Origin of the sequence: Phaeobacter sp. CAU 1743 (genome assembly GCF_039839315.1) — a bacterium.
GTDB classification, from domain to species: Bacteria; Pseudomonadota; Alphaproteobacteria; order Rhodobacterales; family Rhodobacteraceae; genus Phycobacter; species Phycobacter gallaeciensis_A.
Genome location: NZ_JBDOQR010000001.1, coordinates 23,717 through 47,969 on the forward strand (window position 1 = coordinate 23,717; position 24,253 = coordinate 47,969).

Annotated in this window: 21 protein-coding genes; 15 read left to right on the plus strand and 6 right to left on the minus strand. The window is 63.1% G+C overall.

Features of this window, described 5'->3' with window-relative positions; all coding sequences use genetic code 11:
* Positions 1-226 precede the first annotated feature (226 nt).
* Together fabB and AAFO90_RS00135 are read left to right on the plus strand one after the other, a co-directional pair.
* The gene (gene fabB / locus AAFO90_RS00130; RefSeq protein ID WP_065272316.1) at positions 227-1,456 is read left to right on the plus strand and encodes a beta-ketoacyl-ACP synthase I; all 1,230 of its coding nucleotides are present in this window, start codon (positions 227-229) and stop codon (positions 1,454-1,456) included.
* Positions 1,457-1,463: 7 nt separating this feature from the next.
* On the plus strand, positions 1,464-2,255 hold the full coding sequence (locus AAFO90_RS00135) for an enoyl-ACP reductase (protein WP_065272315.1): 792 nt from the start codon (positions 1,464-1,466) through the stop codon (positions 2,253-2,255).
* Between the two features lie 92 nt (positions 2,256-2,347).
* Here the strand turns inward: AAFO90_RS00135 and AAFO90_RS00140 are convergent, their stop codons facing one another.
* From AAFO90_RS00140 to AAFO90_RS00150, 3 genes are all read right to left on the minus strand, one after another.
* Positions 2,348-2,959, minus strand: coding sequence for a hypothetical protein (locus AAFO90_RS00140; protein ID WP_065272314.1), 612 nt, complete (start codon positions 2,957-2,959; stop codon positions 2,348-2,350).
* Positions 2,960-3,023: 64 nt separating this feature from the next.
* Positions 3,024-4,091, minus strand: coding sequence for a nitronate monooxygenase (locus AAFO90_RS00145; protein WP_347508088.1), 1,068 nt, complete (start codon positions 4,089-4,091; stop codon positions 3,024-3,026).
* A 341-nt stretch (positions 4,092-4,432) separates the two neighbouring features.
* The gene (locus tag AAFO90_RS00150; protein ID WP_065272312.1) at positions 4,433-4,861 is read right to left on the minus strand and encodes a peptidylprolyl isomerase; all 429 of its coding nucleotides are present in this window, start codon (positions 4,859-4,861) and stop codon (positions 4,433-4,435) included.
* Positions 4,862-5,058: 197 nt separating this feature from the next.
* Here AAFO90_RS00150 and AAFO90_RS00155 point away from each other — a divergent pair, with 197 nt between their 5' ends.
* From AAFO90_RS00155 to AAFO90_RS00200, 10 genes are all read left to right on the plus strand, one after another.
* A complete protein-coding gene (locus AAFO90_RS00155) occupies positions 5,059-5,745 on the plus strand; it encodes a haloacid dehalogenase type II (protein ID WP_347508089.1) in 687 nt (228 codons plus the stop codon).
* 32 nt (positions 5,746-5,777) lie between these two features.
* Positions 5,778-6,611, plus strand: coding sequence for an alpha/beta hydrolase (locus tag AAFO90_RS00160; protein ID WP_347508090.1), 834 nt, complete (start codon positions 5,778-5,780; stop codon positions 6,609-6,611).
* Positions 6,611-7,585, plus strand: a complete 975-nt coding sequence (locus AAFO90_RS00165) for a pyridoxal-phosphate dependent enzyme (RefSeq protein ID WP_347508091.1) — start codon at positions 6,611-6,613, stop codon at positions 7,583-7,585. Before AAFO90_RS00160 ends, AAFO90_RS00165 begins: the two co-directional genes overlap by 1 nt.
* Positions 7,586-7,673: 88 nt before the next feature.
* The gene (pcaD, locus tag AAFO90_RS00170) at positions 7,674-8,465 is read left to right on the plus strand and encodes a 3-oxoadipate enol-lactonase (RefSeq protein ID WP_347508092.1); all 792 of its coding nucleotides are present in this window, start codon (positions 7,674-7,676) and stop codon (positions 8,463-8,465) included.
* Positions 8,458-9,168, plus strand: coding sequence for an alpha/beta fold hydrolase (locus AAFO90_RS00175; protein WP_347508093.1), 711 nt, complete (start codon positions 8,458-8,460; stop codon positions 9,166-9,168). Before pcaD ends, AAFO90_RS00175 begins: the two co-directional genes overlap by 8 nt.
* 1 nt (position 9,169) lies before the next feature.
* On the plus strand, positions 9,170-10,510 hold the full coding sequence (locus tag AAFO90_RS00180) for an adenylosuccinate lyase family protein (RefSeq protein WP_347508094.1): 1,341 nt from the start codon (positions 9,170-9,172) through the stop codon (positions 10,508-10,510).
* A gap of 105 nt (positions 10,511-10,615) precedes the next feature.
* Positions 10,616-11,815, plus strand: coding sequence for a TCR/Tet family MFS transporter (locus AAFO90_RS00185; RefSeq protein WP_347508095.1), 1,200 nt, complete (start codon positions 10,616-10,618; stop codon positions 11,813-11,815).
* Between the two features lie 106 nt (positions 11,816-11,921).
* A complete protein-coding gene (locus AAFO90_RS00190; protein WP_274831553.1) occupies positions 11,922-13,016 on the plus strand; it encodes a Zn-dependent alcohol dehydrogenase in 1,095 nt (364 codons plus the stop codon).
* 29 nt (positions 13,017-13,045) lie between these two features.
* Positions 13,046-14,278 (plus strand): mandelate racemase/muconate lactonizing enzyme family protein, encoded by a 1,233-nt coding sequence (locus AAFO90_RS00195; RefSeq protein WP_347508096.1) that lies wholly within the window; start codon positions 13,046-13,048, stop codon positions 14,276-14,278.
* A gap of 105 nt (positions 14,279-14,383) precedes the next feature.
* Positions 14,384-14,692 carry a metalloregulator ArsR/SmtB family transcription factor gene (locus tag AAFO90_RS00200; RefSeq protein WP_347508186.1) on the plus strand — a complete coding sequence of 103 codons (309 nt, stop codon included), beginning with the start codon at positions 14,384-14,386 and terminating at the stop codon, positions 14,690-14,692.
* A gap of 284 nt (positions 14,693-14,976) precedes the next feature.
* Here AAFO90_RS00200 and AAFO90_RS00205 read toward each other — a convergent pair whose 3' ends face one another.
* Positions 14,977-15,825: a fumarylacetoacetate hydrolase family protein gene (locus AAFO90_RS00205; RefSeq protein WP_347508097.1), complete on the minus strand. Its 849-nt coding sequence runs from the start codon at positions 15,823-15,825 to the stop codon at positions 14,977-14,979.
* 36 nt (positions 15,826-15,861) lie between these two features.
* A complete protein-coding gene (locus AAFO90_RS00210) occupies positions 15,862-18,858 on the minus strand; it encodes an ABC transporter transmembrane domain-containing protein (protein ID WP_347508098.1) in 2,997 nt (998 codons plus the stop codon).
* 242 nt (positions 18,859-19,100) lie between these two features.
* Between AAFO90_RS00210 and AAFO90_RS00215 the strand changes: the two genes are divergently transcribed.
* Positions 19,101-19,448 carry a DUF3307 domain-containing protein gene (locus AAFO90_RS00215; RefSeq protein WP_274829523.1) on the plus strand — a complete coding sequence of 116 codons (348 nt, stop codon included), beginning with the start codon at positions 19,101-19,103 and terminating at the stop codon, positions 19,446-19,448.
* Between the two features lie 12 nt (positions 19,449-19,460).
* On the opposite strand, the gene AAFO90_RS00220 is transcribed toward AAFO90_RS00215, so the two are convergent.
* On the minus strand, positions 19,461-19,919 hold the full coding sequence (locus AAFO90_RS00220; protein ID WP_274829522.1) for an Lrp/AsnC family transcriptional regulator: 459 nt from the start codon (positions 19,917-19,919) through the stop codon (positions 19,461-19,463).
* Positions 19,920-20,064: 145 nt separating this feature from the next.
* Between AAFO90_RS00220 and AAFO90_RS00225 the strand changes: the two genes are divergently transcribed.
* Together AAFO90_RS00225 and AAFO90_RS00230 are read left to right on the plus strand one after the other, a co-directional pair.
* Entirely contained in the window at positions 20,065-23,487 is a 3,423-nt protein-coding gene (locus AAFO90_RS00225) for an indolepyruvate ferredoxin oxidoreductase family protein (RefSeq protein ID WP_347508099.1), read from the plus strand.
* Positions 23,488-23,790: 303 nt separating this feature from the next.
* On the plus strand, positions 23,791-24,228 hold the full coding sequence (locus tag AAFO90_RS00230) for a response regulator (protein WP_274831559.1): 438 nt from the start codon (positions 23,791-23,793) through the stop codon (positions 24,226-24,228).
* Positions 24,229-24,253 lie beyond the last annotated feature (25 nt).

A 24,253-nucleotide genomic window follows, 5' to 3' on the forward strand; every position in this document is an offset into this window, starting at 1 on the left:
GTCAGCGTCCGCCATCTGAGCACCGCCTATACAGCAGTTTCAACAGATGTCTTCTTCGACGGACCGCGGTGCAGCACCAGTGGGGGCGATCAATGACAGGTTTGGGCCGGTTCGCCGAATTTTGCAAATGTCGCTATCTGCGCAAAGCCCCCACCCCCCCCCAACCCATCTTGCACCCATGCCCTGCACGGCCTAGTAAGACAAAAGCTATTAAGGGAGTGCACCTATGCGTCGCGTCGTCGTCACCGGTCTTGGCATCGTCTCCTCGATCGGCAACACAGCCGAAGAGGTTCTTGCATCGCTCAAGGCCGGGAAATCCGGTATCGTAGCCAGCCCCGAAATGGCCGAACACGGCTTTCGCAGCCAGGTGGCCGGCACGCTGAAAATCGATCCTGCCGAACATGTGGATAAGCGCACCCTGCGCTTCATGGGGCCGGGGGCTGCCTATGCCCATATCGCCATGCAACAGGCGATCGCCGATTCCGGCCTTTCCGAAGATCAGATCGTCAACGACCGCACCGGTCTCATTGCAGGGTCCGGCGGACCGTCGACCTCGTCCCTGCTGGCCGCGCATCAGACCGTTCTTAAAACCGGCGCGACCAAGCGGATCGGGCCGTTCGCGGTGCCGAAATGCATGTCGTCCACGATCTCCGCGAACCTGTCGACCGCGTTCAAGATCAAGGGCATCAACTATTCCATCACCTCGGCCTGCTCCACCTCGCTGCACTGCATCGGCAGCGCCGCAGAGCAGATCATGATGGGCAAGCAGGACGTGATGTTCGCCGGTGGCGCCGAAGAGCTGGACTGGACCCTGTCCTGCCTGTTCGACGCGATGGGCGCGATGTCCTCGAAATACAATGACACGCCCGAAAAGGCCTCGCGCGCCTTTGACCAGAACCGCGATGGTTTCGTGATCACCGGCGGCGGCGGCATCGTGGTGCTGGAAGATCTCGATCACGCGCTGGCCCGCGGCGCCAAGATCTATGCCGAGGTCACCGGTTTTGCTGCAACCTCGGACGGGCACGACATGGTGGCCCCCAGCGGTGAAGGCGGCGAGCGCGCCATGCGTCTGGCCCTGTCAACCCTGCCCGAGGGCCGCAAGGTCAGCTATATCAACGCCCATGGCACCTCGACCCCGGTTGGCGACCTCGGCGAAGTCGAAGCCGCCCGCCGCGTCTTTGGCGCAGGCCAAGTGCCGCCGATTTCCTCGACCAAGTCGATGACTGGCCACGCCCAGGGGGCTGCCGGAGCGATGGAGGCGATCTTCTGTCTTCTGATGCTGGAAAACGATTTCATCACCCCGTCGATCAACGTCGAAACCCTGTCCGAAGGCATCGAAGAGGGCGAAATCGCCACCTCCTATGTGGAGAACGCTGGTCTGGACAGCGTGATGACCAACAGTTTCGGGTTTGGGGGCACTAACGGCTCCATGGTTCTGAGCAAGTACAAGGGGTAAGCACGTCATGTCTGGAGTTTTGACCGGCAAACGGGGCCTGATCATGGGCGTGGCCAACGAACGTTCCATCGCCTGGGGCATCGCCAAGGCGATGCACGAGGCCGGAGCCGAGCTGGCCTTCACCTATCAGGGTGAAGCCTTTGGCAAGCGGCTGGAACCGCTCGCGGCCTCTGTCGGCAGCGATTTCATGGTCGATGTGGATGTGACCGACGATGCCTCGCTCGACACCGCATTCGAACAGCTCGCAGCGCGCTGGCCGACGATCGATTTTGTGGTGCACGCGATTGCCTATTCGGACAAGACAGAGCTGACCGGCCGGTTCATCAACACCAGCCGCGCGAACTTCAAGAACTCCATGGATATCTCCGCCTATTCCTTCATCGAGGTGGCGCGCCGCGCCTATCCGATGATGGAGGAGAACGGTGGCACCTTGCTGACGCTGACCTATGGCGGCTCCAACCGTGTGACTCCGAACTACAACGTGATGGGCGTTGCCAAGGCCGCACTGGAAAGCGCCACCCGCTATCTGGCCAATGACCTTGGCCCCGATGGCATCCGCGTCAACGCGATCTCGCCCGGCCCGATGAAGACCCTCGCCGGCGCCGCTATTGGCGGGGCGCGCAAGACCTACAAGCACACCGAACAGAACGCGCCCTTGCGGTCAAACGCAACGCTTGAAGCTGTGGGCGGCACCGCCGTCTATCTGGCCTCGGATGCGGGCGCCTATACAACGGGTGAGGTCATCCGTGTCGATGGTGGCTTTCATATCCTTGGTATGCCGCAGCAGGAAAACCTCTAAGTTTCCCACAAGCTGCATCCTTCAAAATGGAAAAACGGGCGCCCTCACCGGACGCCCGTTTTTCTTTTATGGCAGGCGCGATCCCAAACGGCTCACCCTCCGTCAGCCTCGTCCGGGCCATCCTTCTCTTGAACCTTACGGCGGGAGCGCGCCAATCCTGCCTCGAACCCCTCGCCATCTCCGAATTCGGAAAACTCGGCATAGCGCGCGTGGGCTCCTGCAACCCGCGCGGCATGCTTGATCGGGCACCAATAGGCCTCGGTGCGGCTGGCAACTTCACGCACCCAGGCGATCACCCCGTTGCAATACCCGCAGTAGATGCAATTCAGTTTCTGCACCCCGTTAAGATAGGCCAGATGGTGCCGGTCCATCCGGATAAAATCGCGCCGGGGCACCTTTGGGATGCCGTAAACCGGGAAACAGGCGGCCTGATAGACAAGCACGAAGAGGTCCAGCAGCACGAAGGGCACGATCAGCGCATAGATGAAAGGCGCGGTGATCAGCACCATCGGCCGTGTGTAGGCAAGAAAGCGTAGCCAGCGCACCCGCAATGCCCGGTGACGACGGCGGGCCTCTTCCTCCCAGACGATGCGGCCGTTCTCCAGCTTGTACTGAAACGCGGCGCGCTTGTCGGCGATTTCATCCTCCAGCTCGTCCTGCAGCTCCCGCATCCGGGCCAGCAGATCCTCCATTCGCGTGCTCATCTCATACCCTCCATCTGCTCGTTACACCGGCGCGCGGACCGCGCTCTGTTTCGCCCTCGCGGAACTATGCCGTGGCCACCCGCCATTCGGCAATCAGCGCTGCCATGATATCCGATGCCGAACCGCTGCGGGCATGCGGCGCGCCCTGGCCCGCCCATTGCGCGCCAAACCCGGAGGCCCCGGCCGATTTAGCCGCCGCATTCAGCGCCTTTCCCGCATCATAGGCGATCGGATAGTCTGGAACAGCCGCGCCTGCGTGCTCTGCCGCCCATGCGGTGAAATCGTTGGCGAGGCAACGGGCCAGGCGCCCTGAAATCGCCGCTGTCATCTGGGTGGCCTCTGCCGCTTTCGAATGCAGCCGGGCGCGGTACGCGCCATCAGCCAGGCTTTCACTGCAATCGATGAAGGCGGTGCCCAGCTGCGCCGCCGAGGCTCCCAAACGCAGCCCCGCTGCGATATCGCCCCCCGTCATCAACCCGCCTGCGGTCACTACGGGCAGATCAAGCTCCGCCACCAGCCGCCGCGTCAGATCAAGGGAACTCAACCTTTCATCCGGGGCCGCGGGGTCGAAGATGCCGCGATGACCGCCCGCCTCCCAGCCCTGCGCCACCACCGCCCGCACCCCGGCGTCACGGATCGCACGCGCCTCCGCCAACGAAGTGGCGCTCGCCATCAAAAAGATACCCGCCTCTTTCAGTGCCAGCATCACATCCGGCGCAGGCAGGCCGAAATGAAAGCTGACCACTGCCGGGCGCTCTGCCAGCAGCATCTCCTGCATGTCCCGGTCCACCACAAAGCTGGTATATATTTCGCTCAAGGCCGCGGGCGCCTCCGCATCGAACCGGGCAAAGACCGGGGCGAGCAGATCCAGCCAGGCCGCCTCCCGCGCCGGATCCGGCACAGCGGGCTGGTGGCAGAAAACATTGACGTTGAATGGCCGCGCAGTCAGCGCCCGCGTCTGGCGGATCATCTCCCGCGCTTGCGCCACTCCAGAGGCGCCGATGCCCAGCGCGCCAAGCCCGCCTGCATTGCTGACCGCCGCCGCCATGGCAGGAGAACTGACCCCCGCCATCGGTGCCTGAAAGATCGGCACCTCAAGGTCCAGTGCCCGGATAAGCTCCGTTGCAGCCATGCCATATGTCTCCCTGTTTTGCCCCTCGGCCAGCAAAGCCGCAGTTTCATGCCCATGCAAGTAGAGAAAGCGAAACGCCCATCCCTCTTTGGCCGGAGCCGGGTCAAGGGCGGCGCAGCCGCCGCACCCTAGGTGCGGCTTGCTCTTGAGGCGGCTCTGGCCGCACACAAACTGGCTCTGGCGCCCAAAGGAGGGGCAAAGCCCTCCCTTTGGCGCCTCTCAGCCGTCCTTCGCGCCGCGCAGCGGCGCCACTCCGACGGAACGGGCCCAACGGAAAAGGCCGGATCTGGGATCCGGCCTTTTCGGGCGGGAGAACCCCGCCTTGCAGAATAATTCGCAGATCAGTTGATCGACACCAGCTCGATATCGAAAATCAGATCCTTGCCCGCCAGCGGATGGTTGGCATCAAGCGTAACCGTCGCTTCGTCCGCTTCGACCACGGTTACCGGCAGGACCTGGCCTTCCGGGGTCTGCATCTGCAGCTGCGTGCCCGGCTCCAGCGGAATGTCATCCGGAATACCTTCGCGCGGGATCGCCTGACGTGCGTCAGGGTTGGACGGACCGTATGCGTCATCACAGGCGATCTCGAGCGTCTTCTTGTCGCCCGCGACCATGCCCGGCAGACCGGCATCCATGCCGCCGATCACGTGACCGGCGCCAACGGTGAACTCCAGCGGATCACGCCCTTCGGAGCTGTCAAAGACGGTTCCATCCGTCAGTCGGCCCGTGTAGTGGATGCGCACGGTGTCGCCATTCTTTACCTCGGTCATGTGACCTCCAGTTCGTGTTCAGAATCTAAAGGGCCGGACCCTACAGGACCTGTTTGTGATGTAAACCCACGGCCCGGACCGCAGTAGAGACAATATTTGACCGCCATCCGGGCACCCTCGCGCAATTGTGACAGGTACAACTTCCCGCTTTGTTCCAAGCTGCCTCCTATGACAAAGTCGCGGCAACGGAGGACCCCATGCCCATCACCACCTGTGTATTCGACGCCTATGGCACCCTGTTCGATGTTGCCGCCGCCGCGCGGCAGGCCGCCGCCGAGCCGGACTTCCCGCAGCTTCAGGGCACATGGGCAACCCTCGCCGCCAACTGGCGCCAGAAGCAGATCCAATATACCTGGCTGCGTGCGGTGACAGGCGCCCATACCGATTTCTGGGAGGTCACCCAGAACGGGCTGGACTGGTCGCTGGAGGCCGCCGGTTTGGCCGGAGATGGCGCCCTGCGCGAGCGTCTGCTGGCGCTCTACTGGGAACTTCAAGCCTACCCCGAGGTGCCCGCCATGCTCACCGCGCTGAAAGAGGCCGGTTTCAACACGGCCATCCTGTCCAACGGCTCGCCCGGGATGCTTGAAGGATGCGTGCAATCCGCCGGAGTGGGCGCGGTTCTGGACGATCTCCTGTCGGTCGAAAGCGTCGGCGTCTTCAAGCCGCATTCCAGCGTCTACGATCTGGTCGGCAAACGCTTTGACTGCGCATCGTCCGAGGTGCTCTTCGTCTCTTCCAACGGCTGGGACGCGGCGGCGGCCAGCGGTTACGGCTTCGAAACCGTCTGGGTCAACCGCGCCGGAGAGCCGATGGACCGCCTGCCCTGGACGCCGCAGCACGTGCTGAATGATCTCACCACGATCCCGGACATCGCCAAGGGCTGATCCCCTCAATCCCAAAGGAGCACATCGGACCGATGCCAAATTTCACCACTTCGGATGGGCTGTCGCTCCACTACACCGACAGCGCGCAGGGTCAGGCCCTGCCGCTGATCTGCCTGCCGGGCCTTACCCGCGATGGGCAGGACTTTCGCTATTTTGCACCGCATGGCGCACGCTACCGGATGATCACGCTGGATGCGCGCGGGCGCGGGCAATCGGACCTCGATCCTGAGATTACCAATTACAACGTCATGCGCGAGGCGCAGGATGTGATCGAGCTGATGGATTACCTGGGACTGGAACAGGCCGCGATCCTCGGCACCTCACGTGGGGGAATGGTGGCCATGGTGCTGGCCGCCACCGCAAAGGACCGCCTTAGCGCCGTGGTGCTGAACGATGTGGGACCGGAAATCCCTCAAGGTGGCATTGCCCGCATCATGGAATACGTCGGTCGCCGCCCCGCTGCAAAAACCTATGATAAGGCTGCGCAAACTCTGGCGGCTTTGATGGCACCCGCCTTCCCCGACGTGCCGCCCGCCCGCTGGCGTGAAGAGGTGGAGGTCTTCTACGACGAAACGCCCGAGGGCCTTTCCCTGCGCTATGATCCACGCCTGCGCGATGCGCTGCTGGAGCAGGCCAAGGCTGGCCCGCCCCCCGATCTTTGGCCGCTGTTCATGGCGCTTGAAGGGCTGCCCTGCGGCGCGATCCGGGGCGCCAATTCCGATGTGCTGAGCCATGAGACCTATCTTGAAATGCAGCGCCGCCTGCCTGCCCTGCAGGCGGTAGAGCTGGATAATCGCGGCCATGTCCCGTTTCTGGACGAACCGGCTGCCCTCACCCTTATTCATTCCGTATTGGACCAGATTTGATGACTTCCATTTCCATGATCGAAGCCGCTGCCCGGCGGCTTGATGGCCACGCCCGCAAGACACCTCTGCTATCCTCGCCCTTCCTCGACGAGGTTGCGGGCCGTCGCCTGCTGGTCAAACCCGAATGCCTGCAACACACTGGATCGTTCAAATTCCGGGGCGGCTGGGCAGCGCTCTCGGCAATGGACGAGGACACCCGCAAACGTGGCGTGCTGGCCTATTCCAGCGGCAATCATGCGCAGGGTGTCGCAGCCGCCGCGCAGGCCCATGGCGTCCCTGCCGTGATCATCATGCCCTCTGATGCGCCGCAGCTGAAGATCGACAACACCCGCGCCCTTGGCGCCGAGGTGGTGCTTTATGACCGCGCAGGCGAAAGCCGCGAAGAGATCGGCGCCCATTACGAGGAAACCCGCGGCCTGACGCTGGTAAAACCCTATGACGATCCGCAGGTGATCGCGGGCCAGGGCACCGTTGGTCTGGAGATCGCAGAGCAGGCCGCTGCCGAAGGCGTCACCTCGGGCGATGTGCTGATCTGCTGCGGTGGCGGCGGTCTGACCGGCGGCGTGGCGCTGGCGCTTGAGGCGCGGGCGCCCGGTCTGCGGGTGCGCCCCGCCGAGCCGGAAGGCTTTGACGATGTGGCCCGGTCACTCTCAAGCGGGCAGGTCGAAAGCAATCCCGCCACCTCCGGCTCCATCTGCGATGCCATCCTGACGCCTGCGCCGGGGGAAATCACCTTTCCCATCCTGTCGCGCCTTTGCGGCCCCGGCATTGTCATCACCGAGGATGAAGCCCTGCACGCCATGGCGCTGGCATTCTTGCGACTGAAGATCGTTGTCGAGCCGGGCGGCGCTGCTGCCCTTGCCGCGGCACTGTTCCACGGGGATGAGATCGAAGGCGATGCGGTGATCGCCGTGGCCACCGGCGGCAATGTGGATCCTGCGATGTTCATCCGCGCACTGGAGCAGCACGCCTGAGGCGGCTTCCATCCCTCCCCGACCTTTGCTTTACCTTCCCGTGCCTTCGCGGATATGGTGCGCCGCAAACGTGACGGGGAGAGATATCATGCAAATCGCGGATCTGGGCGATGTCCAGCTGCACTACCGTGTCGACGGCGATCCGGACAGCGCGCCCATCGTTTTTGCCAACTCTCTGGGCACCGACCTCAGGGTCTGGGACGCGGTGGTCGAACGCCTGCCTGCGGGTCTGAAGGTGATCCGCTATGACAAGCGCGGGCATGGTCTGTCCACCGTTCCGCCCGCCCCCTATTCCATGGGGGCGCTGGTACGCGATGCCGAGCGGCTCCTGGACCATCTCAATGTGCGCGACTGCGTCTTTGTCGGCCTCTCCATTGGCGGCATGATCGCACAGGGGCTGGCCGTGAAACGGCTCGACCAGGTGCGCGCGCTGGTGCTGTCGAACACCGCCGCCAAGATCGGCACCGCCGAGATGTGGCAGGAACGGATCAAGGCGGTCGAGGAACAGGGCATCGAGGCGCTGGCGGACAACGTCATGGAACGCTGGTTCGGCAAGGATTTCCGCGCCACACCCGAACTCACCCTCTGGCGCAACATGCTGGTGCAGCAATCGCGCGCCGGTTACGCAGGTTGCTGCGCCGCCATCGCGGGCACCGATTTCTACACCCCCACCAGCGGGTTGCGTCTGCCCTGCCTTGGGTTTGCCGGGGCCGAGGATGGCTCTACCCCGCCCGATCTGGTGCGCGAAACCGTCGATCTGATCCCCGGATCGCAGTTCCACCTGATCCGTCGCGCGGGCCACATCCCTTGCGTCGAAAAGCCCGATGAATACACCGAACGGCTGACCACCTTCCTCAAGGAGATCGGACACATTGGCTGACTTTCTGCTGATCCACGGATCCTGCCACGGCGCCTGGTGCTGGCGCGACCTGATCGCGGCGCTGGAGGCGCGCGGCCATACCGCCCGCGCCATCGACCTGCCCGGCCACAACGACAGGCGCGACCTGACCAGTGTCACGCTGGAGGAAACCGCTGAAGCGATCCTGATGGCCGCCGGGCCGGACACCATCGTGCTGGGCCATTCCTGGGCGGGTTTTCCGATCTCGGCCGCCGCAGAAAAGGATCCCAGCCGCCTGCGCGGGCTGATCTATCTCTGCGCCTATGTGCCAGTCTCGGGCCTTTCCATGATCGACATGCGCAAGCGTGGCCCGCGCCAAACGCTGGCCCATGCGGCGATCAAGGACGAAGCTAGCAACAGCTACACAGTAGACCCGGCCGAGGTGCCGCGCCTGTTCTACCACGACTGCCCAGAGGAAGCGGTCGCTTACGCGCTGGAACGCCTTTGCCCGCAGGCGATCCGTCCGCAGGACACGCCGCTGACCCTGGGCGCCAACTGGGACGGTACGCCCAAAGCCTATATCCGCTGTGCAAATGACCAGACCATTCCGCCGGAATATCAGGCCGATATGGTCAAGGACTGGCCCAAGGGCCGCGTGCATGTGATGCAGACCTCTCATTCCCCGTTCTTCGCCGCGCCGGATGCGCTGGCGGATCTGCTCACCCAGATCGAAAAGGATCTCTGACATGGCCGGATCGGTCTTTGACAGCCAGCTTTATGGCGATCTTTTCCCGGCGGGCGATGCTGCGCGCCTGTTCAGCGACAGCGCCGAAATCCGCGCCATGTTGCTGGTCGAGGGTGCGCTGGCCAAGGCGCAGGGCGCGGCGGGCGTAATCCCCGCCGACAGCGCCGCCGCCATCCAGCGAGCGGTGATGGAAGTCGCGCTTGATCCCGGTGCGCTGCGCAAGGCCACCGGACAGAACGGCGTGCCGGTGCCCGCACTGGTCGCCGCCCTGCGCAGCGAGATGAACGCGCCGGAACATGCGCAATACGTACATTGGGGTGCCACCTCGCAGGATATCATGGACACCGGCCTGATGCTGCGGCTGCGGCAGGTACTGACGGCGGTTGAAACCGATTTGAAAGCAGCGCTGACGGCGCTGACCCGGCTGGCCAAAGACCATGCCGAGCTGCCGATGCCCGCCCGCACCTATGGCCAGCATGCCACCCCGACCAGTTTTGGCGCTGTGGTCTCCGCCTGGGGCGCGCCGCTGATCGCGCTTCTGGAAGAGCTGCCCGGCCTGCGCCAGTCCTGCCTGCTGGTCTCGCTCTCTGGTGCTGCCGGAACCGCCGGGGCGCTGGGGCCGGAGGCGCCGCAGATCCGCGCTGCCCTGGCCGAAGGCCTGTCTCTTGGCGATCCCGGACGCAGCTGGCACAGCGACCGCACCCCGGTGCTACGCCTCACCGACTGGCTGGTGCGGGTGAACCTTGCGCTTGGCAAGATGGGCGAGGATTGCATCGCGCTGGTACAGACCGGCATTCAGGAAATCCGTCTTGGCGGCGCCGGGGCCTCATCGACCATGCCGCAGAAACAGAACCCGGTTGCGCCCTCGGCGCTGGTGGCGCTGGCGCGGCAGGGATCAGGGCTTCTCTCGGTCCTGCACGGCGCCGCCATGCAGCAGCATCAGCGCGACGGTGCCGCCTGGTTCACCGAATGGATGTGCCTGCCACAGATCGTGCTAGGCGCCGCCAGCGCCGCCGCCATGGCCAAAGATCTGAGCGCCGGGATCACCCCCAACGCCGATGCCATGGGCGCTGCACTCGCCAGCGGCCTCGACATGATCCACGCCGAGGCGCTGAGCTTTGCCCTTGCCGCCAGCATGCCCCGACCGGAGGCGCAGGCCGCCGTCAAAAAGCTCTGCCTGGAGGCCAACGAGACCGCAACGCCACTCAGCACCCTTGCAGCGCGCACCTTTGCCGATCTGGACACAGAGGCGCTGTTCGATCCGGTCCGGCAACTGGGACATGCCCCGGCGGAAGCCTTGCGTTTTGCCGAAAAAGCCGCCGAAATCTGCGGCCAGAATTAACCGGCAAAGAGACATCAGAATGCGGCGCGGGAAAGACGGTTTGGCAAAGGCTTTGCCCGCGTTCATGAAACGCAGGCATAGCATACACCGTGCGGTGCCCTTCTGATGCGCCTGCCGCTGGTCTTTGTCCTGCTGACCGTGATGATCGACGCCATGGGCATCGGTCTGATCATGCCGATCATGCCCAGCCTGATTGTCGAGGTGCAGGGCGGATCGCTGGCGGATGCGGCGATCTGGGGCGGCGTTCTCAGCACCGTCTTTGCCGTGATGCAATTCCTGTTCAGCCCGGTGCTGGGCTCCCTGTCAGATGCCATTGGCCGCCGTCCGGTGCTGCTGGTGTCGCTATTCGTGATGGCGCTGGATTATCTGGTGATGGCATTGGCCGGGTCGCTGTGGTTGCTACTGGCGGGGCGTCTTGTCGGCGGCATCACCGCCGCCACCCACTCCACCGCAGGCGCCTATATCGCCGATATCTCAAAACCGCATGAAAAGGCTGCGAATTTTGGCCTTTTGGGCGCGGGCTTTGGCGCTGGTTTCGTGCTAGGTCCGCTGATCGGCGGTCTGCTTGGCGAGATGGGCACCCGGGCGCCCTTTTATGCGGCCGCCGCCCTGTCAGCGCTGAACTTTGCCCTTGGCTGGTTCGTGATGCGGGAAACGGTCACCGACAAGACCCGCCGCGCCTTTGACTGGCGCCGCGCCAACCCCTTTGGCGCCTTTCGCGCCATGGCCCGCATTCCTGGTATTGCCAACCTTCTGTGGGTCTATTTCCTCTATTCCGTGGCGATCTACGTTTACCCGTCGATCTGGTCCTATTTCACCGCCGAACGGTTTGGCTGGGACACCAAGGTCATCGGCGTGTCACTGGCCATCTACGGCGTCTCGATGGCGCTGGTGCAGGGCTGGCTGCTGCGCCACTGCGTACGCTGGTTCGGCGAGCGACGCACCGTGCTTTGGGGGCAGATCTTCGACTTTGTCGCCTTTGGCATTCTCGCCTTCATCACCAGCGGGTCGCTGGCGCTTGCGCTGATCCCGGTCTCGGCCCTTGGCGCGGTGGTGCAGCCCGCATTGCAGGGGATCATGTCCCGCGCGGTGGACGACAACCAACAGGGGGAGCTACAGGGGGTGATGACCGCCGTGCACGCCCTGTCGATGATCATCTCTCCGATGATGATGACGCTAACCTTTGCCCATTTCACCCGCGCCGAGGCCGCCATCTACCTGCCGGGGGCGCCGTTCCTGCTGGCGCTGGTGCTGATGTTGGGTGGGTGTCTGCTGTTCTTGCGGGCCAGCCGTTCCCACACGTAAACGCGCAATCTCCCCTTCAACTCTCCTCTTGCGACAATCAACCGTCCGGGTCACCGTGCGGAAAATGCACGGTCTAAAAAACACGGGCCAACGGGGAGAACGCACCATGCAAACCATCAAAGCCGCCGTCTGCCACGCCTTCGGCAGTCCGCTTGTCATCGAGGAGATTCAGCTGGCCGCCCCGCGCATGGGCGAGGTCGAGGTGACGCTGGATGCGGTGGCCATCTGCCACAGCGATATTTCCTATGCCGAAGGCGCCTGGGGCGGTCACCTGCCTGCCGTCTATGGCCACGAGGCGGCCGGAACGATCACCGCGGTTGGCGGCGGCGTCAACGGATTTGAAGAGGGAGACAGCGTTGTCGTCACCCTGATTCGCGCCTGCGGCACCTGCCCCAGCTGCGCAGGAGGCAAGCCGACGATCTGCGAAACGCCCTATGACGGGGTCAAAAACGGCCCCCTCACCACCGCCGATGGCGGTCCGCTGGAACAAGCCATGGCGTGCGGTGCCTTCGCCGAAAAGGTGGTGGTCGATCAGCGCCAGATCGTGAAGATCCCCGACACCATGGCCAAGGATGTCGCCTCGCTGATTTCCTGCGGGGTGATCACCGGCGTTGGTGCCGCGGTCAATGCCGCCGGTCTGCGCCCTGGGCAGGACGTGGTGGTAATCGGCGCTGGCGGCGTTGGCCTCAACGCCATTCAGGGCGCCCGTATCGCTGGCGCCCGCCGCATTGTCGCCGTCGACATGAGCGAGGAAAAGCTGGAGGTTGCCAAGGAATTCGGCGCCACCCACGGGGTGCTCGGCAGCCAGGCTTCCCCCTGGCGCGCCGCTTACAAAGCGCTTGGCGGCAAGGGGGCCGATGCGGTGCTGGTCACTGTAGGCGCCATCCCCGCCTATGATCAGGCCGTGCGCTATCTGGGAAGGGGCGGCAAGGCGGTGATGATCGGCATGCCGCATTCCGGCCAAAAGGCGGAATACGAGCCCGTCGTAATGGCCGCCATCGGTCAGGGCATGGTCGGCTCCAAGATGGGCGATGTGGTGATCCAGCGCGATATCCCCTGGATGATCGACCTTTACGATCAGGGGCGGCTCAAACTGGACGAGCTGATCTCCGGCCGCTGGCGCCTTGACCAGATCAACGAGGCCATCGCCGATACCAAGACCGGCTCAGCCCGGCGCAACGTCATCCTCTTCAACCGCTAACGGCTGCCGCAGCCCAAAGGAGTCCTCCCATGAAGCTGCAGAACCTCGACATCATCGTCACCGCACCGCCTGCCCCGGGTTGGGGCGGGCGCTACTGGATCCTCGTTAAAGTGACCACCGACACCGGGATTACCGGCTGGGGCGAATGTTATGCCGCCTCGATCGGGCCAGACGCCATGACCCATGTGATCCGCGATGTCTTTGACCGGCATATGGCGGGCGAGAATCCGGAAAACATCGAGCTGATGTTCCGCCGCGCCTATTCCTCGGGTTTTACCCAGCGTCCCGATCTGACGGTCATGGGTGCCTTTTCCGGCTTGGAAATCGCCTGCTGGGACATTCTGGGCAAGGACAGGGACCGCCCGGTGCACGCACTGCTCGGGGGGCGGATGAACGATCGCATCCGCGCCTATACCTATCTTTATCCGCTGCCCCATCACGACATCGCCGCCTTCTGGACCTCGTCCGATATGGCCGCCGAAAGCGCCACCGAAATGGTGCTGAGGGGCTATACGGCGGTGAAATTCGACCCCGCAGGCCCCTATACGATGCGCGGCGGCCATATGCCCGCGATGCGCGACATCAGCCAGTCGGTCGCCTTTTGCAAGGCGATCCGGGAGGCGGTCGGCGACCGTGCGGATCTGCTGTTCGGCACCCATGGCCAGTTCTCGACCGCAGGCGCCGCGCGGCTGGGCCAGGCGCTGGAGCCCTATTCGCCGCTGTGGTTCGAAGAACCCACGCCCCCTGACAATATCGAGGACATGGCCCGCATCGCCCGGCAGGTGCGCATCCCGGTTGCCACCGGCGAGCGGCTGACCACCAAGGCCGAGTTTGGCGCGGTGTTGCGTGCGGGCGCTGCCGAGATCCTGCAACCGGCGCTGGGACGGGCCGGCGGCATCTGGGAGATGAAGAAGGTTGCCGCCATCGCCGAGGCCTTCAACGCGCAGATGGCGCCGCATCTTTATGCTGGGCCGGTGGAATGGGCCGCGAATATACATCTGGCGGCCTCGATTCCGAATATCCTGATGGCCGAAACCATCGAAACCCCCTTCCACGACGCCCTGATCAAAGGGGCGATCCGCGTCGAAGAGGGCTTCATCCGCCCACCCGAGGCCCCCGGTCTGGGCATCGAGGTGGACGAGGACCTGGCCCGCGCCAATCCCTTTACGGGTGATGATCTGCACCTCAACATGCAAGAGGCGCCCTGCGACTATGCCAAGGGAAATTCCTTTGCCGGAGGCGCCCCGCCGCTGCCCGAGTGACTCTGTTTCATCGATGGCTTGTGCAACAGGGACAAAATGGGGCATTATACGGTCCATCATTTATCGCAGGACCCCGGACACGTGACCATTCAGCATCCCGATACGATGTCGCCGGATACCCCGATCGACATGGCCCAGCGCGCCGCCGATGCCGCGTCTTTCCTCAAGACGCTGGCCCATGAAGGGCGGTTGATGATCCTGTGCCATCTCGGCACCGGTGAGAAATCCGTCGGCGAATTGGAAGCGCTGCTGAATATGCGTCAGGCCGCCGTCAGCCAGATGCTGGCGCGACTGCGCGACGAGGGGCTGGTCGAAACCCGCCGCGACGGCAAGACGATCTTCTATTCCCTGAGGGACCGGAACACCGAAGAGATCATCGCGCTGCTCTACCGCCAGTTCTGCGGCCCGGAATAAGCTCCCACTGCGCCCGGCACCGAGCGGCCTACAGACGTCTCCATTCCAAGACTACACCGGATCAAACCCGCCGGGTTTTAGACCCACGGCACCTGCCCCCGTTCGACAAGGACGCGGGTGCTCCCGTGCCTGTCATGTCCCTTGCCTGCGGCAAAGCCCCAGACACGCTTTGGGCGTGGCGCGGCTTCGCCGCGCCCAACTGGCACAGGGCATTCCCTGAATTGCCGAAACCAGGCGGGAGTGCCCCGCGCGCCTTTCAATGATGGTGTTTCAGAACGCCCGGATCAGTCGTCCGCACGCACGGTCTGCCGTTGACGGCCCAGACCTTCGATTTCCAGCTCCATCACGTCGCCCGGTTTCAGATAGATCGGATCAGGCTTGATACCCATGCCGACGCCCGGCGGGGTGCCTGTCGCGATCACATCGCCCGGATGCAGGGTCATCAACTGGCTGAGGTGGGCAATGATTTCCGCCACCGAGAAGATCATCTTGCCGGTGGTGCCACTTTGCATGCGCTGACCGTTCACATCGCAGGACAGCGACAGGTTCTGCGGATCGGCAACATCGTCCCGGCTCACCAGCCAGGGACCGATCGGACCAAAGGTGTCGCAGCTTTTGCCCTTGGTCCATTGTCCGGTCAGCTTGATCTGGAAATCCCGCTCGGACACATCGTTGACCACGCAATACCCGGCCACATAATCCAGCGCGTCTTCTTCGCTCACGTATTTGGCGGTCTTGCCGATCACCACGCCCAGTTCGACCTCCCAGTCGCCAGCGACCGAGCCGCGCGGCAGCACCACATCGTCATTGGGGCCGACAATGGCCGAGGTCGCTTTCATGAATAGGATCGGATGTTCGGGGATCGGCATCCCGGCCTCTTCGGCGTGGTCCGAATAGTTGAGACCGATGCAGAGGAACTTGCCCACGCCGCCGACACAGGGCGCCAGGTCCACATCGCCTTCGACCACTGGCAGGGCCGCCACATCCAGTGCCGCCAGCTTCGCCAGCGCGGCATCATCCAGGGTTGCGCCTGTGATATCCTCTACATGATCCGACAGATCGCGGACCGTTCCATCGGCCGCCAGCATCCCCGGACGCACAGTGTCTCCCACGCGATATCGCAGCAGTTTCATTCTATTCTTCCCGTCTTGTTGGTTGTCTTCGTCAGATCAGCTCGACACGTAGCCGGCCACCACTTGCAACAGCTTAAAGGCCGTCGCGGCGTCGTTTTCCACCACGGCGAGGAACTCTTCCTCGCCGATACGCAGACAGGTCAGATCCGTCTGCGCGATCATGCTGAGCGCACGGGGCTCCTTGCGGATCAGCCCCAGTTCCCCGACCAGCCGCCCGGGGCCGACCGTGGCAATCAACCGGTCCTCTTCGCCATCCTGTGGCAGGAACAGCCCCGCTTCGCCTTCGGTGATCATATAGGCACCATCGCTGGCATCGTCGTCTTTCAAAAAGACCGCATCGCCCGCCTTGGCCTCGTACCAGCGCGCGCCAAAGGCCAGCAGCCGCAGCTGGCGCCGGTTGAGACCTGAGAAAAGCTCGGATTGTTCCAGCGCCCGCAGTTTGCGCGCCAGATCCTGGCTGGCGGCGCTGTCGGCCACGGCGGCCTCCTGCATCTGGTCGCTGACCAGCCGCCCCTGGCGCAGCTGGTAGAAAACATCGAAGACTTCGGAGCGTTCGAAATCGCTGTCGAGATAGACCAGCGTCGTCTCCGGCAACAGCTTGCGCAGGTTCTTGTGCACCGAAACGCGGGTTTCCAGATCGTAACTCGCCAGCGCGGATTCCAGGATCAGGATATCGGGCCGTTTGATTGTCGCCCGGGCAAAGGCCAGCGGTTCGGCAAAACTGGCAGGCAGGCCCTGCCCGCCCAGCGCCACCGGCAGATCAAAGATCAGTTCGACCACCATGTTGCGGGTGCCATTTTCCACCAGCACGTCCGACACCAGCTTGCGCAGCTCGTCGCCTCGGGCGCCCGCAGTGTCGGAGATTTTGCCGAACATGGCGTTCTCCATCACCGTCAGACCCGGGGCAAAGCTGCTGTCGTCGATACGGACAAAGATGTCCTCAAGCGTTTCCATCAGCTCGTCCGCGTGGCTACGGCGGAACTGCAGGATGCGGCCCTGCATTTCCTGACTGAAGGCCGGGCCGATCTGCTCGGCCGAAATGCTGAAGGGCACGATCAGCATCTGTGCCAGCTCGTCCCGGTCCAGCGCATCGACGCCCTTGCTGCGGGTCTTGTCCACCAGCGCCAGCGCCGCCTCATAGGCCGACGGTTCCAGCCCCAGTTTGCGGAACAGCGGGTGGCCGGTACCATCGATACCAAAGATCTGCCGCAGCATGTCCACCACGTCCTGCGTCAGCGTCACAAGGTCGGTGTCCAGCTTCAGCTCGCGCAGCCGGTCCAGAAAATTGACGTGGCGTTTCAGCACCGCTTCGGTGATCGGCTCGCGCAGGGTGGCATACAGCAGGTTTTCCGCCACCGGCAGCGCAGGGTTATAGCGGTCTGGTGCAAAGAAATGCGCTTGCGCCTCCAGTCCAGCCTTTTCAATGGCCGCCTGCACCTTGGGGCGCAGCTCGATCAGGCTGGCGGTCAGGCGCGGATGCGCGTTGCTGTCGAATTTCTGGTCCATGCCGCGCCGGAACAGGGCGGTATCGGTGCCGATGCCCGACACCAGCTGCACCCACCAGTCGCGCAATTCCGCCTCGGTCGAAAAACCCGCAAGCGATGGGTCCAGCCAGGCCGCATCGTAGGGGTCGGGGCTGTTGCCCGCCCTCAACGCCGCATCCAGCTGCAACATGTCGCGGGCCTCACCCTGCGGGCGTTGCCGCATCGGCATCATGACGTTGTCCCCGAAAGAGCCCCGGAACAGAACCGGCCGCGAGGTCGCATGACCGATGCGCGAAGCAACGATCGCCTGATGCACCTCGCGCAGATCAAAGGTTGCGACCGTCACGGCGCCCGCCGCAGGCAGCACTTCACGGGTCAGCAATTCGGCCATGGCCCGGCGGTCTTCCTCGGACGGGGCGGCAATGCCGATGACCTTCCCGGCAGGCAGCGTGGCGGTAAGATCTTCCAGCACAAGATTGCCATCGGCGTCGCGCACGCTGACGTCTTTCAGCTCGATATCGCCCTTGAGGCGTGGAATATCGTCAGGTTCGCCGGTCATCAGCGCTTCATCGACCATGCCCGGCGGCGCGAAACGTTCCAGGATCACCTCCCAGCGCAGCGACATGTCTTGCGTCTGGTTGTAATAGGTCAGCAGTTCCTTCCAGGGCGAGGCGATATCCTTGTACGCCGCCAGCGCCGCCACCAGCGCGCCCAGTGATACCTTGCCCTGCAGCACCAGGAAGCCACCCACGGCGTAAAAGAAGAATGGCGTCAGCTGGGTGATGAAGTTGTTGAGGAACTTCATGAAGAATTTTTTCTGGTAGATATCGAAACGGATATCATAAAGCCGCCCCAGCCGGTCGGTGATCACCGCCATCCGGTAGCGCCAGCCGCCATTGATGCGCAGCGTGGCGGCACCTGCTGCGCTTTCGCCGATTTCCGAGGCCAGCGCCCGCACCTCTTTGATGCGCTCCTTGTTCAGAAGGTTGATGCGCCGCTGCAGCATCGGGATCAACCAGCCCTGAAGCGGGATCAGTGCCACGGCGGCCAGACCGAACCAGAAGCTTTGCACAAACAGGAAATAGAGGATGGTCAGCATCTGCCCGGCCTGCAACACCGGCTGGCTGACGGCATCGCCCATCAGACCGCCCATCGGCTCGGATTCCGATGTCACCATCGACACCAGTTCGCCCTGGCTAACCCGTTCGAAATAGGGCTGTGGGAACCGCAAAACGCGGGCGATCAGCTGATAGCGGAACCGGCGCAGCATCCGTTCGGCCAGAACCCCCTTCATGGTGTTGATGCGCATTTTCAGCAGACCGTGCATCAGCACCGACACCAGAAACGCCACACAAAGGAGCCACAGGAAAGTCAGCTTATCGAAGGAATACCCCAACACCGCAATCGTGTCGGTCTCGGCACCAATGGCATCGTTGATAATACGCTTGGGCAGTTCCAGCGTCAGGTACAAAAGCGGAAACAGGCAGGCCGTGACCACCAGAAGCACGAGCTGATCACGTTTGGAATACTTCCAGATAAAACGGAACAAAGAACGTTCTATGAGACAGCTCCGGATAGGCGTCTGAAATTCGGTACAGCATATGCCTAGCGCGGTTTACCTGTGACAGGCAATGGCAACTGCACCAAAGCCCGTTTTGGCCTGTCGTCGCGGCACAAGGGCACGCAGCATTTGCCATGGCGGCAAAAAAACGTAAGGTTCCCGGACAGTATAGATGACAGGGGACTGTTTTGCCGGAGCATACCGGAACATTATTGCTGCTGCTCTGCCTGATGCAGGTCAAACATATGTTCGCAGATTTCTTTCTGCAGACACCAAAGATGCTGTCGGGCCGCGGCGAATACCTGCACAGCGGTCGTGCGCAGCATGCCGGAGTTCACACGCTGGGTTCCATTCTGGTCTTCGTGCTGATGGGCGCGCCCGTCCTGTTCATCCTGATCACCTGCGTGCTGGAATGGATCGTGCATTTCAACATCGACTACTGCAAGGCGCGCTATTCCGACAGCAAGCAACTGACGCCGCAACAGGCGGCTTTCTGGCGCGCTGCCGGTACCGATCAGGCGCTGCACCAGCTGACCTATATCGCCATGGCCGCCGCCTGGCTGAAATACGCGACCTAGGGCACAACCCGCTTAAGGGACAACCGGTCTGTCCCGCTTGATCGTGCGCAGGACCACGTTGGTCTGGGCGCTGGCCACCGCAGGCAGGCGGAACAGGAACTCTTCCAGAAACCGGTTATAGGCCTCCAGATCCGGCGCCAGAACCCGCAGGTGATAATCCGACTGGCCGGTGGTCGCAAAACACTCCTGCACCAGCGAATTGTTCTCAACCGCGCGGATGAATTCCTTCAGCTTTTCCGGATCATGCCGTGTCAGCTGCACATGCACCATGGCGTGAAAGCCAAGCCCCATGGCCGCCGCATTCACCACCGCGCCATAGCGTTCGATCACACCGGCCTCTTCCAGCGCGCGCACCCGCCGCCACAGGGCAGAAGGAGACATGCCTACCGTCTCGGCCAGATCCGCATTGGAAATACGCGAATCCTCCTGCAACAGGGTCAATATACGGCGGTCGCGGTCGTCCAGCTTCATTGTAACGGTTATCCAGTTCAAAATAGCGATCAACACCGGTTAATTTATCCACAAATTGCCAAAACGCCAGTAGATGCGGCAAAATTTTCCGCCCTAAATGGATTATCCTTTCGCGATCACAGACTATCCGCGCGAGGACTCCCCGATGACCAAGCTGAGCCACGACTTCCGCAGCTACCAGCTCGATGACCGTTACGAGATGACCAAGGGCCGCGTGTTCCTCACCGGCACGCAGGCGTTGGCGCGGATCATGCTGGACCAGTCCCGCCGCGATCAGAACGCCGGGATGAACACCGCCGGTTTCGTGTCGGGCTATCGCGGCTCGCCGTTGGGGGCGGTGGATCTGGAGTTCTGGCGCTCGCGCAAGCGGATGGAAGAGGCCAAGGTCAAGTTCATGCCCGCCGTGAACGAGGATCTGGGCGCCACCGCCGTTCTGGGCGCGCAGCAGGCGGTTCTGGATCCCCATTGCGAGGTCGAGGGCGTCTTTTCCATGTGGTACGGCAAGGGGCCGGGCGTCGACCGTTCTGGCGATGCACTGAAGCATGGCAACGCCTATGGATCGTCCAAAAAGGGCGGCGTGCTGGTGGTTGCGGGCGACGACCACGGCTGCGTCAGCTCCTCGATGCCGCACCAGTCGGACGTGGCCTTCATGGCCTGGTTCATGCCGGTTCTGAACCCGGCGGATGTCTCCGAATTCCTGACATTTGGCGAATACGGCTTTGCCCTGTCGCGCTATTCCGGCACCTGGGTCGGCTTCAAGGCCGTGTCGGAAACCGTCGAAAGCGCGCGGTCCGTGGAATTGCAGCCGGACCGTGAATTTGTTCTGCCCGAGCTGCCGCCCTACCCCGGCGGGCTGCACATCCGCCGCGCCGATCTGCCCTCGCCCGAGATCGAAACCCGGATCCAGGCCAAGATCAAGGCGGTGCGCGCCTTTGCTGAGGCCAACCCGATCGACCGCCGCATCTATGACGTCGAGGATGCGCAGTTCGGTTTCGTGACCACCGGCAAGGGGCATCTCGACCTGATGGAGGCGCTCCGCCTTCTGGGTCTGGACGAGGCCGCCTGCCGCCGTCTGGGCATCGACATCTACAAGGTCGGCATGGTCTGGCCGCTGGCCCGCCCCGAGGCGCTGCGCTTTGTGAACGGCAAAGAAGAGGTGCTGGTCGTCGAGGAAAAACGCGGCATCATCGAAAGCCAGTTCAAGGAATATTTCTACGACTGGCCGGGCGACAAGCCCAAGAAAATGGTCGGCAAATACGACAGCGCGGGCGAGCCGCTGATCCCATGGACCGGGGAACTCAGCCCGCTGCAATTGGCACCCATCGTGGCCGCGCGGCTTGATGCCTTCTTCCCCGAAGAGAACCTGCCCGCCAAGGCCGCCGCACTGACGGCTGAGCCACCAAAGCTGATCAATGTGCCCGGCGCCACCCGCACGCCCTATTTCTGCTCGGGCTGCCCGCACAACACCTCGACCAAGCTGCCCGAGGCCTCCAAGGCATTCTCCGGCATCGGCTGCCACGTCATGGCCAGCTGGATGGACCGCGAAACCGCAGGCTATGCTCAGATGGGCGGCGAAGGTGTGCCCTGGGCCGTTGCCTCGCAGTTCAACGGGAACAAGCACGTGTTCCAGAACCTGGGCGAGGGCACCTGGTATCACTCGGGCAGCCTTGCGATCCGGCAGGCGGTCGCGGCGAAAACCAATATCACCTACAAGATCCTCTATAACGATGCGGTCGCCATGACCGGTGGTCAGCCGGTGGACGGGCCGGTCAGCGTTTCGGGCATCGCCCAGACCTGCCGCGCCGAAGGGGTGGACCGGATCGCACTGGTGTCCGACGACATCGGTAAGTTCAGCCGCGCCGATTTTCCGGCAGGCACATCGTTCCACGATCGGGAAGAAATGGACGCGGTACAGCGTGAACTGCGTGAAATCCCCGGCGTCACCGTGCTGATCTATGAACAAACCTGCGCCACCGAGAAACGCCGCCGCCGCAAGCGCGGCAAGATGGAAGACCCCAAGAAATTCGCCTTCATCAACGATCTGGTCTGCGAAGGCTGCGGCGATTGTTCGGTGGCATCCAACTGTCTCAGCGTGGAGCCGAAAGAGACGCCCTTTGGACGCAAGCGCAAGATCAACCTCTCCTCCTGCAACAAGGACTTCTCCTGCCTCAACGGCTTTTGCCCCAGCTTTGTCACCGTTGAGGGTGGTGAGCGGCGCAAGAAGCAGCCAGCCGGTCTGGATGCAGACCAGCTGACGGCCCGCCTGCCCGCCCCGGACCTTCCCTCCCTCGCCGAGCCGTTCGATCTGCTCGTCACCGGGGTGGGCGGCACAGGCGTTGTCACCGTCGGCGCGCTGATCACCATGGCCGCGCACCTTGAGGGCAAGGGATCGAGCGTGCTGGACTTCACCGGCTTTGCGCAGAAATTCGGCACCGTCCTCAGCTATATCCGCCTGTCGAACGCGCCCGAAACGCTGAACCAGGTGCGTATCGATCAGGCCGCCGCAGATGCGGTCATTGGCTGCGATGTGGTGGTGTCCTCCGCCCCCAAGGCCTCGGCCCATTATCGCGCGGGCACCAAGGTGGTGCTGAACCGCGCCGAAATGCCCACCGGCGATCTGGTGCTGCGCCGCGATGCCGACCTGATGACCGGTCTGCGCGAAAAGGAGATCGAAGCGGTGGTCGGGGCCGAGAACCTTTCGGGCTTCAACGCCAACGAGGCGGCAGAGGCGCTCTTGGGCGATGCAGTTCTGGCCAATGTGATGATGCTGGGCTTTGCCTGGCAAAAGGGGCTGGTGCCGGTCAGCGGTGCGGCCCTCAGCCAAGCGATCGAACTCAACGGCGTGGCCATCGACAAGAACCACCTCGCCTTTGCCATCGGGCGCGCCATGGCGGTGGATCCCGCGCTTGTCAGCCAGTTCTACGACGAAACCCCCGAGGAAGGGGAAACGTTGCAGCAGATGATCGACCGCCGCGCCGCCTTCCTGACCGAGTATCAGGATGCTGCCTATGCAGAGCGCTACCGCAACACGCTGGACCGGCTGCGCAGTTCCCTGCCTGCGGACGTGCAGGACGATCTGGTGACGCGCGCGGCAAAGTCGCTGTTCAAGCTGATGGCCTATAAGGATGAATTCGAAGTCGCCCGCCTGCTGACCGCAGACAGTTTCAAGGAGCAGATCGCGGCGGAATTCGACGGCAACTATTCAGTCAAATACCACCTTGCACCGCCGCTGCTGGCGCGCGGCAAGGACAGCCGGGGCCGCCCGAAGAAAAGCGCCTTTGGCGCCTGGCTACGCCCGGCCTTGTCGGTGATGGCCAAGGCCAAGGGCCTGCGTGGCAGCGCGTTCAACCCCTTTGGCTATCACGCCGAGGCCCGCCTGCACCGCGACCTTCTGGACTGGTACGAGGCGGCGATGACCAAGGTCGCACGTGCCTATGGCGCGGACCGGCACGACACCTGCGCCGACATCCTGGCAGCACCGATGGAGATCCGGGGCTATGGCCCAGTCCGCATGGAGGCCGCCGCCAAGGTGCGCAAGGAGGTCGACCAACAGCTCGGCCAGCTCTGAGCACCGTCTCTCCCGATCAAGGGCGCGCTTGCCTCTGCGCAGCGCGCCCTTTTTTGATCCAAAACTCTTGCTTATCCAGCACCGCTTTCCGCTGTCCCGGATTGAAAACGCCTCTCCCATCGGGCTGCACAGTGCGACCGATTGCGGCCAGTGCCGGATTGGCAATTGTAAAAGTAGCCACAGAAATGCATAATTTTCGAACGATGGGTGACTTCGTTCCGATAAGGACGCAACGCGCCTTGGGAAACCGGCCAAGCAGTGCCGGGACACGCACACCAGACGGTTCGGAAAGGGCCTGCCTGTATGCCAACTGAAATGAACATCCTTCTGGTCGAAGACAGCGACCTGGATGCGATGATCCTGGAACGTACTTTGAAACGGCTTGATCTTCCGGCAACCGTCGTGCGGGCGCGTGACGGCGTCGAAGCACTGGATATCCTGGCGGGCACAGCCCCGGGGATATCAATCCAAAGCCCGTTCCTTATCCTGCTGGATATCAATATGCCGCGCATGAACGGCCATGATTTTCTGAGCGCCCTGCGCGCCAACCCGGACACGGCAGATCAGATCGTCTTCATGTTCACCACATCAGACAATCACGCGGACATTGCCGAGGCTTATAAGCACAATGTCAGCGGATATTTCATCAAGCCCCAAGGTGCGGCCGAGCTGAAGACGCTGCTGACCTCTCTTTTCCGGTTTTGGGAGATTTGTCAGCCGCCTGTGCCCAGCCCCGCCTAGGCGATGGTCGCCAGACCCGGTCGTC